The 14,874-nt window shown below is 67.3% G+C and carries 15 protein-coding genes and 1 pseudogene; 8 read left to right on the top strand and 8 right to left on the bottom strand.

The window, feature by feature from the left end:
- The 4 genes from A0U87_RS15440 to A0U87_RS15425 form a co-directional block, all read right to left on the bottom strand.
- Positions 1–1,455 (bottom strand): AAA family ATPase (locus A0U87_RS15440; RefSeq protein WP_170978404.1); only part of this gene is annotated, 1,455 nt, incomplete at its 3' end.
- Positions 1,456–1,532: 77 nt separating this feature from the next.
- Positions 1,533–2,267, bottom strand: a complete 735-nt coding sequence (locus A0U87_RS15435; RefSeq protein WP_017501742.1) for a thioredoxin domain-containing protein — start codon at positions 2,265–2,267, stop codon at positions 1,533–1,535.
- A 44-nt stretch (positions 2,268–2,311) separates the two neighbouring features.
- On the bottom strand, positions 2,312–2,980 hold the full coding sequence (locus tag A0U87_RS15430) for a thioredoxin domain-containing protein (protein ID WP_004209297.1): 669 nt from the start codon (positions 2,978–2,980) through the stop codon (positions 2,312–2,314).
- Positions 2,981–3,021: 41 nt separating this feature from the next.
- Entirely contained in the window at positions 3,022–3,564 is a 543-nt protein-coding gene (locus A0U87_RS15425; RefSeq protein WP_037519322.1) for a DciA family protein, read from the bottom strand.
- A gap of 26 nt (positions 3,565–3,590) precedes the next feature.
- On the opposite strand from A0U87_RS15425, the gene A0U87_RS15420 reads away from it, so the two are divergent.
- The 4 genes and pseudogenes from A0U87_RS15420 (at position 3,591) to A0U87_RS15405 (ending at position 7,736) form a co-directional block, all read left to right on the top strand.
- Positions 3,591–4,661: an A/G-specific adenine glycosylase gene (locus A0U87_RS15420; protein ID WP_048939102.1), complete on the top strand. Its 1,071-nt coding sequence runs from the start codon at positions 3,591–3,593 to the stop codon at positions 4,659–4,661.
- Positions 4,648–5,566 (top strand): annotated as a pseudogene (gene nudC / locus A0U87_RS15415) (NAD(+) diphosphatase). Before A0U87_RS15420 ends, nudC begins: the two are co-directional and overlap by 14 nt.
- A 39-nt stretch (positions 5,567–5,605) precedes the next feature.
- Positions 5,606–6,952 carry a metallopeptidase TldD-related protein gene (locus A0U87_RS15410; RefSeq protein WP_048936837.1) on the top strand — a complete coding sequence of 449 codons (1,347 nt, stop codon included), beginning with the start codon at positions 5,606–5,608 and terminating at the stop codon, positions 6,950–6,952.
- On the top strand, positions 6,939–7,736 hold the full coding sequence (locus A0U87_RS15405) for a 3'(2'),5'-bisphosphate nucleotidase CysQ (protein ID WP_037519327.1): 798 nt from the start codon (positions 6,939–6,941) through the stop codon (positions 7,734–7,736). The genes A0U87_RS15410 and A0U87_RS15405 overlap by 14 nt, the downstream gene beginning before the upstream one ends.
- Here the strand turns inward: A0U87_RS15405 and A0U87_RS15400 are convergent, their stop codons facing one another.
- Complete coding sequence (locus A0U87_RS15400; protein WP_048936836.1) at positions 7,737–8,414, bottom strand: GDSL-type esterase/lipase family protein; 678 nt, start codon at positions 8,412–8,414, stop codon at positions 7,737–7,739. It lies immediately after the preceding gene.
- A gap of 171 nt (positions 8,415–8,585) precedes the next feature.
- On the opposite strand from A0U87_RS15400, the gene A0U87_RS15395 reads away from it, so the two are divergent.
- Positions 8,586–9,548 (top strand): acyltransferase, encoded by a 963-nt coding sequence (locus tag A0U87_RS15395; protein WP_048936835.1) that lies wholly within the window; start codon positions 8,586–8,588, stop codon positions 9,546–9,548.
- On the opposite strand, the gene A0U87_RS15390 is transcribed toward A0U87_RS15395, so the two are convergent.
- Positions 9,545–10,114, bottom strand: a complete 570-nt coding sequence (locus A0U87_RS15390; protein ID WP_048936834.1) for a hypothetical protein — start codon at positions 10,112–10,114, stop codon at positions 9,545–9,547. The two genes, A0U87_RS15395 and A0U87_RS15390, sit on opposite strands and share 4 nt — an antisense overlap.
- A 98-nt stretch (positions 10,115–10,212) precedes the next feature.
- A complete protein-coding gene (purD, locus tag A0U87_RS15385; RefSeq protein ID WP_048936870.1) occupies positions 10,213–11,490 on the bottom strand; it encodes a phosphoribosylamine--glycine ligase in 1,278 nt (425 codons plus the stop codon).
- A 7-nt stretch (positions 11,491–11,497) separates the two neighbouring features.
- Here purD and xseA point away from each other — a divergent pair, with 7 nt between their 5' ends.
- Genes xseA through A0U87_RS15370 form a run of 3 tightly spaced genes read left to right on the top strand, consistent with a single transcriptional unit; the run spans position 11,498 to position 14,078 of the window.
- Positions 11,498–12,991, top strand: a complete 1,494-nt coding sequence (gene xseA / locus A0U87_RS15380) for an exodeoxyribonuclease VII large subunit (RefSeq protein WP_137405674.1) — start codon at positions 11,498–11,500, stop codon at positions 12,989–12,991.
- Positions 12,992–13,014: 23 nt separating this feature from the next.
- Positions 13,015–13,227, top strand: a complete 213-nt coding sequence (locus tag A0U87_RS15375; RefSeq protein WP_048936833.1) for a DUF2093 domain-containing protein — start codon at positions 13,015–13,017, stop codon at positions 13,225–13,227.
- Positions 13,224–14,078, top strand: a complete 855-nt coding sequence (locus A0U87_RS15370) for a M23 family metallopeptidase (RefSeq protein WP_107917528.1) — start codon at positions 13,224–13,226, stop codon at positions 14,076–14,078. Before A0U87_RS15375 ends, A0U87_RS15370 begins: the two co-directional genes overlap by 4 nt.
- A 3-nt stretch (positions 14,079–14,081) precedes the next feature.
- Here the strand turns inward: A0U87_RS15370 and A0U87_RS15365 are convergent, their stop codons facing one another.
- Positions 14,082–14,627, bottom strand: coding sequence for a hypothetical protein (locus A0U87_RS15365; protein WP_048936832.1), 546 nt, complete (start codon positions 14,625–14,627; stop codon positions 14,082–14,084).
- Positions 14,628–14,874: the final 247 nt, after the last annotated feature.

The raw sequence follows: 14,874 nt of genomic DNA, 5'->3' as shown, positions 1-14,874 counted from the left end.
CGATGCCAGCGCCGCCTCCGCTGCCGACCGCGCCTCGCTCGCCACCTGCCGCTCCGTCTCGGCCGTCGCGATCGCCGCTTCCGCTGCCTCGCGATCGGCATTGGCGCGGACCTGCGCCGCCGCTGCCTCGTCGCGCTTCGCTTCCAGCGGCGCGGCATCGGGCAAGGCCGCCGCTTCCCCCTCCAGCCGTCGCATCGCCTGCTCCGCCCGGCCCAGCCGGTCGCGCGCCGCCGCCAGCGCCGCCTCGGCGACGCGCAATTCGGCCTGCTCGCCCGCCTGCTTGGCCATCGCCCTGGCCAGCTCCAGTTCGGCATCGCGCGCGCCATCCTCGGCGCGGGCGATACGCGCGGCGAAATCGGGGCGCATCGCCTCGGTCTCGGCAATCCGGCCCTTCAGGCTCGCAACCTCGGCGGTCAGCCGCGCGATCGCCTCGGCCGCGTCATTGGCCAGCGTGCCCTCGCGCTCGCGATCCTCGTCCAGCCGCGCCGCCTGCTGCGCCAGGTCATGCAGCCGCCGCACGACCCCGTCGCGCTCTGCCTTCAGCGTGTTGAGCTGGTGGCCGGATTCGCTGGCGGCATCGCGCGTCGCCAATGCCTCGGCCCGCCGTTCGGCCAGCGCGGTCACTGCGGCACTGCTATGGACATTGGCGGCGGTCAGCGCCTCCTGCGCCGCGCCCACGGTCGCCTCGGCCAGCTTCGCCTCGGCCCGCGCCGCCTCGGCACTGGCATTGGCTTCGCGCCAGCGGGCGAAGATCACCCGGCCCTCGGCAACGCGTATCTGTTCGGACAGGCGAATATAGCGCTCCGCCGCGCGCGCCTGGCGCCGCAAATTGCCGGCGCGACTGTCCATGTCGGCCAGTATCTCGTCCAGCCGGGCCAGATTGCCCTCGGCCGCGCGCAATTTCTGCTCGGCATCCTTGCGCCGGACATGCAGGCCGGCGATCCCTGCGGCCTCTTCCAGCATGGCGCGCCGTTCCTGCGGCCGGGCGGCGATGACGGCGGCGATCCGCCCCTGGCTGACCAGCGCCGGGCTGTGCGCGCCGGTGGCGGCATCGGCGAAGATCAGCGCCACATCCTTGGCGCGCACATCCTTGCCATTGGCGCGATAGGCGCTGCCCGCGCCGCGCTCGATCCGGCGCGTGACCTCCAGCTCGCCATCCGCGCCGACATCGACCGCGTTGAACAGCTCGCCCTGTTCCTGGATGGTCAGCAGCGACACTTCGGCAAAGTCGCGCTGCGGCCGGCTGGTGGTGCCGGCGAAGATCACATCCTCCATGCCGCCGCCGCGCATGGACTTGGCGCTGGATTCGCCCATCACCCAGCGGATCGCTTCCAAGAGGTTGGATTTACCGCAGCCATTGGGGCCGACAATGCCGGTCAGGCCCGGCTCGATGCGCAATTCGGTCGCATCGACGAAGCTCTTGAAGCCCGAAAGCTTGAGCCGCTTTATCTGCATGGGGAAACGCCGGGGCAGGGTGCCGCCCCGGTCTCCTTGGGCCTCAGGCCTTCAGATGTCGCCCCCCCTTGCGCCAATCAGATACCCGCTTCCTTGAGCTTGTTCTTCAGCACCGGCCAGGACGAGGCATTCTCGACCACCACGCCATTCATCAGGAAGGTCGGCGTGCCGGAGATATTATATTGGGCATTGGCCGCTTCGACGCCCTTGGCCAGCTTCTCGGCAGTTGCCGTGTCGGCCAGGCACTGCTTGGCCTGATCCTCGGCAATGCCGCGCTGCTTGGCATAGTCAATGAGGCCCAGCGCGTTGGCCAGCTGGCCGAAACGCTGCGCCGGCGGGGCCGACACCATCGCCTGATAGGGGGCGTCGCCCAGGCCCTGCGCCTTTTCGAACATCGCGCTCTGGTTGGCGAAGAACTGTTCCGACAGCGGGTAATAAATGTCCTTGCCGCCGCAACGGGCCAGCAGCGCCGTCGTGATGTCGATCGGATCGCGGACATAGACGCGGAATTCGTAGCTGATCTTACCGCTATCGACCATCGCCTTCAGTTCTTCCGACGATTCATGGGCGAAGTCGCGGCAGTGGCTGCAGGTGAAGGAGCCATATTCGACCAGCTTCAACTTGGCGGCGGGATTGCCCATCACGAAATTGCCTTCGGGCGTTTCGGCGACGGTTTCCGACCAGCTGGTGCCGGCGGGCGCGGCCACGGCGGCGATCGGCGCGGCGGAGGTTGCATTACCCTCATCCTTCTTGCCGCAACCGGCAAGCGTCAGGGACAGGGCGATAAGGGCAAGGCCGGACAGGACTTTCACGACGGGCGACGCTCCGAATTATGGATAGTTGGGGACGGTTTAGATCAGCGGGCGGCTGCGGGCAATGCGGCCTTGAGCAACTCCCAGGTCGATCCCTGGACCAGCGTGCCGTTGACGACGAAGCCGGGCGTGCCGGTGATCTTGACCTTGTTCCACGCCTCGTCGGTCATCGCTAGGATCGCCTTTTCCGATGCCGGGTCGGCGATGCAGGCGTCGAGCTGCGCATTGGTGAAGCCGCGCTTGTTCATCAGCGCATAGAGGCCGGTCTTCTGGCCGATGTCGCGCAGCGCCGCCTTCTGCTCGGTCGGCTTGGCCGCGCCCTTGTCGTACGCCATGATCTGCTCCATCCAGGCATCCTGGTTGGCGAACAGCGCCTCATGATTGCCCATGAAGCGCTTGGCGCCGCCGCAGCGGGCTAGCAGCGCGGCGGTCAGGTCATATTTGTCGCGCACCGCGTTGCGCACTTCGGCGCTGACCTTGCCACCCTTCACATAATCGGCTTTCAGCGATGCACTCGCGTCATTCACGAAATGGGCGCAGTGGCTGCAGGTATAGCTCACATATTCGACCAGCTTGGTCGGCGCGGCAGGGTTGCCCATGACATGGCCGCCGATCGGCGAACGCACCACCTGCGCGACCCAGTTGGGCGCGGCGGCGACGGCGATGGCGGGAACGGCGATCAGGGCAAGCAGGGAAAGGCGGAACTTGGTCATGGGGCAGTCCTAAGGCATCGCCCCGGACGGGGCGGGTTGCATCAACCGATCTTGGGCAGGCCATTCGAATTCGCAAGCCCCTGTGCCAGCGATTCGAGGACTTTGCGCAATTCCGGGTCACCGATGTCGCGCAGGGAATCCCCCAGCTCGACCGGAATGGGTTTGAGGTTGCGGGGCGGCGGGCGCCGCTCGACCGGTGCGGGACCGACCATGCCCTGCTTCATCGCCACCTTGGCGACGGCGGCATAGCCGAAGAAGCGGTTCACCCGCTCGATGATGTCGGGCAGCGCATGCTGGATCATCGGCGCATGGCCGCTCATCACGGTCAGTTGCAGCGTGCCGCCCGATTTCTGGCCGACCGGAAAGCGGATCGATTCGGGCGCGGTGATCGCGGCATAGTCGGCGCCGACGATATCGTTCCAGCGGGTGACGATGCTCGACTGGACGAAACCGAACTTGCGAAAGGCGGTGCGGCCGATTTCCGGCATCAGGTCGGCGATCGCGCGCGGCGCACCCACGCGGGGGCGCTCGGCCGGCGGCGTGGCGCGGCTCGTCTTTTTCGCGGTCGGGGGGCGTTCCGTCATGGCGCGCTACATGGCATAGGGCCGCCATGCGCGTCGAGATGTCGGGTTCAAAAATCGCACGGGATCTGCTGGCCCATTATGACGTCCATGCCCGGCGCCTGCCCTGGCGCGCGCCACCGGGCGCCAATGCGGCCGATCCCTATCATGTCTGGCTGTCCGAAGTGATGCTGCAACAGACCACGGTCGCGGCGGTCGGCCCTTATTTCGAGAAATTCACGGTCCGCTGGCCGACGGTGGAGGATCTGGCCGCCAGCGCCGACGCCGACCTGATGGCCGCCTGGGCGGGGCTGGGCTATTATGCCCGTGCCCGGAACCTGCTGGCCTGCGCCCGCGCCGTGGTGGCCGACCATGGCGGCCGCTTCCCTGATACGGAGGACGCGTTGCGCGCCCTACCGGGCCTGGGCGCCTATACCGCTGCCGCTGTCGCCGCCATCGCCTTCGGCCGGCGCGCCGTGGTGGTCGACGCCAATGTCGAGCGGGTGGTCGCCCGTTTGTTCGCCATAGCGACACCGCTGCCCGCGGCCCGGCCGGACATCCGCGCCGCCGCCGACAGCATCACGCCGGATCTGCGCGCCGGCGATTTTGCCCAGGCGATGATGGACCTGGGCGCCACCATCTGCACGGCGCGCAACCCCGCCTGCGGCATCTGCCCGCTGCGTCAGGATTGTGCGGCGGTGCGCACTGCCGATCCCGCTGCCTTCCCGGTCAAGGCGCCGAAAAAGGCCAAGCCCCATCGCCTCGGCCATGCCTGGTGGATCGAACGCAGCGATGGCCAGGTCTGGCTGGTGCGGCGCCCTGACAAGGGATTGCTGGGCGGCATGCGCGCGCTGCCCAGTTCCGACTGGAACGCCGCGCCTGACGCCACGCCGCCCTTCGTCGCGCAGTGGCAGACCATCGATCCGCCGGTCGCCCATGTCTTCACCCATTTCTCGCTGGCGCTCAGCGTCCACACTACCCATGTGGGGATGGACCATGTGCCGGCGGGCGCGGGCGAATGGTGGCCGCGCGCCCGGATCGGCGAGGCAGGGCTGCCCACCCTGTTCGCGCGGGCGGCCGATGCGGCGATGAAGGAGATGACGGACGATGCACGGAACTGACCCCCAAGCGCACGGCCTGCCCGGTTTCGTCGGCGGCACGCTCGACCGGGTCGACCATATCCGCAGCAACCCCGCGCTCCATGCGCAGGCCTTTGCCTCGCCCAATGCCCGGTTGCTGATCCTCGAAGGCCTCGAACCGGTGACGGACGATCATGGCCTGGCCCTCGCCCCGCTTGGCCCCGACGCGCGGATCGAGGAACATGTATTGCTCGGCGTCGATCTGCAGGATCGGCCGATCTTTGCCCATCTGGTCGAGACGCTGGACCAAGGCCCCAACGCGACGCCGCGATCGCGTGGCCTCGCCGATCTCGTCTCCGCGTCCGACGTTGCGCTCTACGGCACCGCGCGCAGCCTCGTCTTCTGGCATGCCCGGCATCGCTTCTGCTCGGTCTGCGGTGGGCCGACCCATGCGCACAAGGCCGGCTGGGCGCGGCGCTGCGGAACTTGCGCCTCCGAACATTTCCCGCGCGTCGATCCGGTTTCGATCATGCTCGCCGAACATCAGGGCCGTGTCCTGCTCGGTCGCCAGCATAGCTGGCCGCCCGGCCGCTATTCCGCGCTCGCCGGCTTCATCGAACCGGGCGAGACGGTCGAGGAAGCGGTCGCACGCGAACTGAAGGAGGAAGCCGGCATCACGGTCCATTCGGTCCGCTATGTGATGAGCCAGCCCTGGCCCTTCCCCTCCTCGCTGATGATCGCCTGCGTCGCCCAGTGCGACGATCCCGCGCTGACCCTGGACGAGACCGAGATCGAACATGCCTTCTGGTGCGATGCCGATGGCGTCGCCGCGGCGCTGGCGGGCGATCCCGACGCCCTTCCTCGCGCCGCCGCGCATGGCGGTCGCCTGGCACCTGCTCGATCATTGGCTGCGCGGCGCGGTTGCCCCGTCCGACGCAAGGGCGTAAGGCCCGGCTTCGTCTTCACTACAGGATCGACCTCCCCTTATGCTCAGCCTCGAAGAAGCCCAGTCGCGCGCGCAGGATCTGGTGACGGCGGCGCGCAAGGCGGGGGCGGACGCGGCCGACGCCATCTATGCCTGCAACGCCTCGACCACGGTGGCGGTGCGGCTTGGCGCGCTGGAGGATGTCGAGCGGTCCGAGGGCGAGGAGATCGGCCTGCGCGTCTTCATCGGCCAGCGCTCGGCCAGCATTTCCGCGTCGGACATGAACCCGGCGACGCTCGCCACCCTGATCGATCGCAGCATCGCCATGGCGCGCGAAGCGCCCGAAGATCCCTATGCCGGCCTGGCGCCGGAGGATCGGCTGCTCAGGAAGCGCGCACCCTCGCTAGACCTAGTCGATGAGGAAGAGCCTGAACCCGCCGCGCTGCGCGAACGCGCACTGATCGCGGAAGAAGCGGCGCGCAGCATCCCCGGCATCACCAACAGCGAAGGCGGCGGCGCCGCCAGCGGCCGCAGCCAGGTCGCGCTCGCCACCAGCCATGGCTTCGCCGGCGCCTATGCCGCGACCAACCATTCGACCTGGGCCAGTGTGCTCGCGGGCAGCGGCGCCGACATGCAGCGCGATCATGCCAGCCATGCCAGCCGCCACCTGAAGGATCTGGACGATGCCGAAGCGGTCGGCATGCGCGCCGGCCAGCGCGCGGTCGCGCGGCTCAATCCGGGCAAGGTCGACAGCGGCGTCATGCCGGTCATCTTCGATCCGCGCATCGGCTCCAGCCTGGTCGGTCATCTGATCGGCGGCATGGTCGGCCCGGCGATCGCCCGCCGCTCCAGCTTCCTGCTGGACTCGCTAGGCGCCCTGCTGTTCGACAGCAAGGTCACGATCATCGACGATCCGCTGCTGCAGCGCGGCCTGCGTTCGCGCCCGTTCGATGGCGAAGGACTGCCGGTCGAGCGCCGCGCGCTGATCGAGGATGGCGTGCTGACCGGCTGGCTGATGGACAGCGCCTCGGCCCGCCAGCTTGGCCTGGAACCGACCGGCCATGCCAGCCGTGGCGGCGCCGGTGCGCCGGGCGCGGGCATCACCAATGTCCATATGGAAGCAGGCAGCCTGTCGGTCGGCGAACTGATGGCCGACGTGAAGCGCGGCATCTATGTCACCGAATTGATCGGCATGGGCGTCAATGGCGTCACTGGCGACTATAGCCGCGGTGCCGCCGGCTTCCTGATCGAAAATGGCGCGGTCGGCCCGGCCGTGTCGGAAATCACCATCGCCGGCAATCTGAAGGACATGTTCCGCACTCTGGTGCCGGCCAATGACCTGATGTTCCGCTACGCCATGAACGTGCCGACCCTGCGCGTTGACGGGATGACCGTTGCCGGCGGCTGAGCCTCTGTTGCCGGCCGTCGTTTCGGCGGTCACGGATGCGGCCGATCGCGCGCTGGCGCTATGGGCCGATGGCGAGACGCGCGTGCGCCAGTGGGAAAAGGTGCCCGGCCATCCGGTCTGCGAGGCGGACCTGGAAATCGACGTCATGCTGCGCGAACGGCTGGCGGCGATCGATCCGCAGGCCGGCTGGCTGTCGGAGGAGACGGCCGATACCGTGCATCGCCTGGGCGTATCGCGCGTCTGGGTGGTCGATCCGATCGATGGCACCCGCGACTATTTGCGCGGCCGGCCCGGCTGGGCGGTCTCCGTCGCCCTGGTAGAGGATGGCGCGGTCCGTCTGGGCATCCTGGCGGCACCCGCGCGTAAGGAATTATGGATTGCGCAGGCGGGGCAGGGGGCGACCCGCAATGGCGTGCCGCTCCATGCCGGCAATCGCACCATGCTGCCCGGCGCCCGCGTCCCCGCCGACCAACTGCCGCGCGCCGACCGCGATCTCGTCACCGTCGACAAGCCCAACAGCATCGCGCTGCGCATGGCGATGGTCGCCGCCGATGAGGCCGATCTGGTGGCCACCGTGCGCTGGGGTAATGAATGGGATGTCGCTGCCTCCGCCCTGATCGCGCAGGAGGCCGGCGCCATCGTCACCGACGCGCTGGGCGATCCGCTCGCCTTCAACCGGCCTCAGCCGGTCGCCTTCGGCCTGCTCTGTGCGGCGCCGGGCATCCATGCCGCCGCCGCCGCCCGCCTCGCGCCGCGCGCGAAGGAGATATTGGGCAAGGCCTGATCAGCCAGCGCAGGCCTTCACCGTCTTCTCCGGCAGAATGTCTTTCAGCCGGGCCCGCACCACATCGGCCCAGATGCGATAGCCGGCCGCGTTCATATGCACCTTGTCGGGCTGATAATTGTCGCCCAGCTTGCCGTCCTTCAGCAGCGGCGTGGTGATGTCGGCATAATGGACATTCTGCATGTGCGGGATCAGTCGCCGGGTCGCATCATTATAGATTTGCTGCTGCGGAAAGATCGCCCAGCGCCCCGGACTGGGCTTCATCGACAATATGATGACCGGCACATCGCCCAGCAATTGCGTCCGCATCTCCAGGAAGCGGGCCATATCGTGGAAGATCGGTCGCACCTGTCGCCCGCCCGCCAGGTCATTCTCGCCGGCATAGAGGATGATCGCCGCCGGTTTTGGCGTGCCAGGCTCGATATTGGCGAAGCGCGGCAATATCTCGTTGAAGGTGGCGCTGTTGATGCCGCGATTATGCGCGACCCATGGCGCCATGTCCTGCTCCAGGCTGGTCCAGCGCTTGATCGATGAACTGCCCACGAACCACAGGGCGCACGGCCCTTCACGGCCCTGCCCGTCCGGCAGGGTCTGGCTGGCGTCGCGATAATGGGTGAAGGCAAACCAGCCCCCGATTATCACGCAAAAAATCGACAGGGCCAGCAGACGCTTGCCCAATGGGGAATCCAGTCTCTGCAAGATGATGGCGACCCTCCTGCTAATAGCCCAAGTCTAAACGATATTTTCCTTAAGAAAAGATGGCTGCGGCAGAATGATGCCATTGCGGATTTTAAGGGCTTGGCAATATTGTGACGCTATCGTTTCGATGGCAAATTTTGCGAGCATATCGTGACCAAGAACCCGTCGATCGACCTGCTGAAAGGCTTGCTGATCCTGCTCGTCATGGGCGGGCATGCGATGGAATTGACGCATCAGCAGCATGTCCTGCTGTGGATCGGTTCGGGTTTTCGCATGCCGCTGATGATCGGCATTTCCGGTTATCTGCTCAACGTCACCCGCACCCGCTCCATGCCGACTGGCGAGATGTTCAGCCGCTATGGCCGACGCATGCTGCTGCCCTGGGCGGTGGCGATGCTTGTCTATTGGCTGGCCAGCGGCGGCCTGCTTTCCTGGCAGACGCCGCTCGACCTGCTGCTGCGTCCGCCCTTCCATCTCTGGTATGTGCCGGCGCTGTTCCTGTTGATTCTGGTGACCCGGTTGCTGCCGCTTTCGCCGCTCTTGCTGCTGGCGATCGGCGCGCCCGTCAGCCTGGCCACCATGTACAGCTTCGGCCTCGACCATGGCGCGGTCGGCGGCAGCCTGTTGTCGCCCGATAGCCGCTTCCTGCGCTATCCGGTCTATTTCTTCTTCGGCATGCTGATGGCCGAACGGGGCATGCCCAAACGCTATTTGTGGCCCGTGCTGATGGTCGGGGCGCTGGGTCTGTTCTGGTGGTCGGATCTCTATGGCACCGGCAATGCGCTCGCCTTCGTGCCCGCCCGCCTGCTGATGTGTCTGGCGCTGATCGCGCTGCTGCCCAGCGTGTCGGCGGTGCGCCTCCATTTCGGCCCGATCAACCGGATCGGGCGCGAAAGCCTGTTCTTCTATCTCTGGCATCCGCTGGTAATGGGGCTGGTGGCGATGCTCGACCCGCATGGCGCCGTCATTCTCGCTGGTGCGGTGCTGCTGCTCTACATCGCCAGCGCACTTGCGGGGCAGGGACGATTGCCGCCCCTGTTGCTGGGCGCGGTGCCGCAACGCAGGCCGGCCCCGGTCGCAATGCAACCGGAACCGGTCACGATCACGGTTTAGATCTTGCCATATTTCGCTTCGAAACCGGCAATGTCGCCGGCGGCGAGATATTTGGCCTGGTCGATCCACTGGTCGCGGACCGGACGTCCCTTGAAATTGCCCAGCTTCGCGTCGATCGCGGCGATGTCGCTGTCGCTCCAGCCGGCGATCTGGGCATAGCGCGTCACGCCCAGCTCGGTCAGCAATGCGCCCAGCTTGGGACCAACGCCCTTCAGCTTCAGCAGGTCGTCGGCGCCATCGGCCGGTGCCGCGACGGCAGGCGATGTCGGGATCGGCGCAGGCGTCGGTTCGACGACAGGGGCGGGCGCAGGGGCTTCCTCGATCACCGGCTCGACCGCGACCGGCTCGGCGACCACGGGCTCGACGACCGGCACCGGATCGGGCGTGGCCACCAGCGGCGCGACAACAGGCTCGGCAATCGGCTCGGCGGCCACGGGCGGTGCCACCGGCGCGGGGTCTTCCACCGCAGCCGACTTGCCCTTGCCCGACAGCAGGAACACCAGGCCGATCACGACCAGCAGCGCGATCAGCAGCCACAGGCCATAGTCCATGAAGAATTCCTGCATCGCCCTTTGCCTCCCGGAATGGATATGTCGCCCTATTTAAGGACGCTTGGCGGCGCGGGACAAGGGGGACATGTCCCGATCCCGCGCCGGTTTGGCCCTTATTGCGCCTCGCGGGCGACCTCGCGCCAGCCAATGTCGCCGCGGCAGAAGCCGGTCGGGAAGTCGATCGCGTCGACTGCAGCATAGGCGGCGGCCTGCGCTGCGCCCACGGTATCGCCGGTCGCGGTGACGTTCAGCACGCGCCCGCCATTGGCGACGATCGCACCATCCTTCTCCGCCGTGCCGGCATGGAAGACGCGGGCGCCCTGTGCTTCGGCTGCGTCGATCCCCTTGATCGCGCCGCCCTTTTCCGGCGTGCCGGGATAGCCATTGGCCGCCATCACGATGGTCAGCGCGGTGCGATCCGCCAGCGCGACCGGCCCCTGCTCGGCCAGCTTGCCTTCGGCCACCGCCAGCAGCAATTCGACCAGGTCGCCGTCGAAGCGCATCATCAGCACCTGGCATTCGGGATCGCCGAACCGGGCATTATATTCGATCAGCTTGGGGCCTTCCTCGGTCAGCATCAGCCCGGCGTAGAGTACACCCGAATAGGGCATGCCTTCTGCGGCCAGCGTCTCGACCGTCGGCCTGATGATCCGCTCGATCACCTGTGCTTCCAGTTCGGGCGTCAGCACGCGGGCCGGGCTGTAGGCGCCCATGCCGCCGGTATTGGGGCCGGTGTCGCCGTCGCCGACGCGCTTGTGATCCTGGGCCGAACCGAAGGGCAGGATCGCGCTGCCGTCGGTCAGGGCAAAGAAGCTGGCTTCCTCGCCCATCATGAACTCTTCCAGCACCACTTCCTCGCCGGCCTTGCCGAACGCGCCGGAGAACATGGTGTCGAGCGCGTCGAGCGCTTCCTGCCGCGTTTCGGCGATGATCACGCCTTTGCCCGCGGCCAGGCCATCGGCCTTGATAACCACCGGCAGGGTGAAATCGTCGAGCGCGGCGATCGCGCCATCCTTGCTGGTGACACGGATGTAGCCGGCGGTCGGGATGTTGGCGCGCTGGCACAGATCCTTGGTGAACCCCTTGGAGCCTTCCAGCTGCGCCGGCTTCTTGTCGGGGCCGAACACGGCGACGCCCATGGTGCGCAGATTGTCGGCCAGGCCGTCGACCAGAGGCGCTTCCGGCCCGATCACCACCAACGCGATCGAATGGCGGGTGCAGAAATCCAGCACCGCACGATGATCCGTCGCGTCGAGGTCGACCAGCGTGGCATGCTGGGCTATGCCGGGGTTGCCAGGCGCCGCATAAAGCGTCGAGAGGCGTGGCGATTGTGCCAGCTTCCACGCCAGCGCATGTTCGCGGCCGCCGCCGCCAAGCAGAAGGATGTTCATCTCGGCCATGTCCCCGGAATTTGATGCCTATGACAGTTCGGGCCGCCTGTTAGCCGAGGAAAGGGCGGGGGACAACGCGCCGCCGCTCAGTGTCAGCGAATTGTCGGGCCTGCTCAAGCGCACGGTGGAGGATCGCTTCGGCCATGTTCGCCTGCGCGGCGAGATTTCTGGCTTCAAGCGCGCGGCCTCAGGCCATCTCTATCTGGCGCTCAAGGACGACAATGCCGTGCTCGACGGGGTGATGTGGAAGGGCGGGGCGCAGCGGCTCGCCTTCCAGCCGCAGGACGGGGTGGAGGTGATCGCTACCGGCAAGCTCACCACCTATCCCGGTCGGTCCAAATATCAGATCGTGATCGACCGGATGGAGCTGGCGGGCGAGGGCGCGCTGATGGCGCTGCTCGAAAAGCTCAAGGCCAAGCTGGCGGCCGAAGGGCTGTTCAACCGCGATCGCAAGCGCCGCCTGCCCTTCCTGCCGCGCACCATCGGCGTCGTTACCTCGCCCACCGGCGCGGTGATCCGCGACATTCTCCACCGCCTGGCGGATCGCTGCCCGACCCAGGTGCTGCTCTGGCCGGTGCTGGTCCAGGGGCAGGGCGCAGCCGAACAGATTGCCCGCGCCGTGCGCGGCTTTTCCGCCATGGACGGCAGCGGCCCGCTGCCCCGGCCCGATCTCGTCATCGTCGCGCGCGGTGGCGGCTCGATCGAGGATCTGTGGAGCTTCAACGAGGAAATCGTCGTCCGCGCGGTCGCCGAATGCTCGATCCCGACCATTTCGGCGGTCGGGCATGAAACCGATACGACCTTGTGCGACTATGCTGCCGACATGCGTGCGCCCACGCCCACGGCGGCCGCCGAAATGGCGGTGCCGGTCCGCGCCGAACTGCTGGCGATGCTGGGCGAGATGGGCCTGCGCTCGGGCCGGGCGGTGCGACGCGGGGCGATGCAGGCGCGCGAACGGCTGGATATGCAGGCGCGGCTGATGCCGACGCCCGACACCCTGCTCGCGCCGCAGCGGCAGCGGCTCGACCTCCTGTCCGACGGCCTCAACAGCGGCCTGCGCCACCGGCTCGCAGACGCCCGCGCCCATCTGGGCCAGGTCAGTGGCGCGCTGCGCCCGGCCTTGCTGCGCCAATATGTCAGCCGCGCGGCCGAGCGGGTCGACCGGCTGCGGCTGCGCCCCGACTATCTGACCCGCGTTTATCGCGATCGCGCCACCGCCTTCGATCGCCTCTCGCGCCTCTTCACCTCGGTGAATCCTGACCTGCCGTTGCAGCGCGGCTTTGCCCGGGTGATGGCGGGCGATCGGCTGATCCGTTCGGTCACCGATGCACAGGCCGCGGGCCAGGTCAGCCTGCACTTCGCCGATGGCGCCGTGGCTGCCGCGATCGACGCCGCCGCGCCCCTTGAGGCCGCGCCCGCGCCCGATATATCCGCCCCATCCCGTCCCGCGCGCAAACCGCGCGACACCGTCGAAGGCGGCCAGCAGGATCTCTTCTCCTGATGCGCCGCAGAAAGGCCTGATTCATGTTGATGTCCAACCGCGACCGCCCGGCCCGGCTGCATTATATGCCCTACAGCTTTCGCGTGCTGCAGGCCGGCGACCATGTGCTGTGCGCCGTGTCCGGCCAGCGCATCCCGCTGGAGGATCTGCGCTACTGGTCGATCACCCGCCAGGAACCCTATGCCAGCGCCGCTTTGTCGGTCGAGGCGGAGCTGAAGGCACGCGCCGCCGGATGACCCGCCGGCTCGCCGCTTTGCTGGTCCTCACCGCGCTGCCGCTTGCCCCGGCGATGCTGCGCGCGGCGCCGACGAGTGTGGCTGGACCCGATTTCATCCTGTCCGGCCCCGCGATCCAGGGCGGCACTTTGCTCGGCACCGCGCCGGCCGGCACGGTCGCGCTCCATTTCGGCGATCAGCTGGTGCCGGTCGATGCCGATGGCCGCTTCCTGATCGCCTTCGATCGCGATGCGCCGCCGCCGGCGAAGCTCAGTGCGCGCCTGTCGGACGGCCGGGTTATCGACCGAACCCTTACCGTCGCCCCGCGCGAATGGCGGCTGGAACGGATCAATGCGCCGCTGCGCCCGACGAAAAGCAGCGAGGCCTTCCTGGCCCTGCGCAAGCCCGAACTGGAGCAGATCGCGGCCGCGCGCGACAAGGTGACGGACGCGCAGGGCTGGCGCCAGACTTTCATCTGGCCGCGCCTGGGTCGGATTTCCGGCCTGTTCGGGTCGCAGCGCATCTATCAGGGGCAGCCCGGCGCCTATCATGGCGGCGTCGATGTTGCCGGCGCGACCGGCGAGCCGGTGGTGGCGCCGGCGGACGGGGTGGTGATCCTGGCCGCGGACCATCCCTTCACGCTGGAGGGCAATCTGCTGATGATCGACCATGGTCATGGTCTCAACAGCGCCTTCCTGCATCTGTCGCGGATCGACGTGAAGCCCGGCGACCATGTGGCACAGGGGCAACGCATCGGCGCGATCGGCGCCACAGGCCGCGCCACCGGACCCCACCTCCACTGGGGCATGAAATGGAACGACGCGCGCATCGACCCGCTGCTGCTCGCCGGGCCGATGCCGCAGGCGCGATAGGGATCAGCCGACCCGTTTCGCCCGCACCGCCCGGCCGGCGATCTTGACCATGAAGCTGCCCATGCTGGCGCGCTTGATCTCGATCGTCATACCGGGCTTGGGATCGCGATAGGTGACCGCTTCGGTGGTCATCCATTCGGCGCCATCTTCCAGCGTAATCAGCCATTTGCCGTTACCGACATTCTTGGCCGACGCGATCGTCGCCTCGATCTGCGTCATGGCATCGGCCTCGGCACCTTCCTTCTTCTCATCCTCATCACCGCCGCCCAGGAACGGCAATTTGGGGAAGGAAAAGCCAAACAGCGTGCGCCGCGTCTTGTTGAGTTCGGTCTTGTCCAGCACCACGACCTCGTCGCGCTGGGCGGCGCTATCCATCGCGCCGACCTGTCGATCATAACAGTCCAGGCGCGCCTTATCCTCGGAGATTTCACGACATTTCAGCAGGTCGGTGAATATTTCGGCGCGGGGCTGTTGCCGCTCTGCTGCACCGGTTCCGGTCGCTACCAGACACAGGGGCAGGGCCATGATCATCGCATGATGGGCCTTCATATGCTTGATTCTCCGTCGATCTGCAGCCAATGGGCGCCACCATGCACCCCGCGAGTCTGTCGTCAATAGAGCGCGCCGGCATCCATGGAATCGCGACATCGGTCACAAACTGACAGCGGGCAGCTCGCGATTGCAGCATTGCGTCGCACCTTATTGCGGCGTTGAAATTATCTTGCTTTGCGACCGTACAATTCCACATGTTTCGCCTTGTTGCATTTTTGATACAGGGCTGTTCAAAAGCGGCGAG

The sequence above is a fragment of the Sphingobium sp. MP9-4 genome (assembly GCF_005281675.1).
Lineage (GTDB): Bacteria > Pseudomonadota > Alphaproteobacteria > Sphingomonadales > Sphingomonadaceae > Sphingobium > Sphingobium yanoikuyae.
This window is presented reverse-complemented; position numbering and strand designations above follow the sequence as displayed.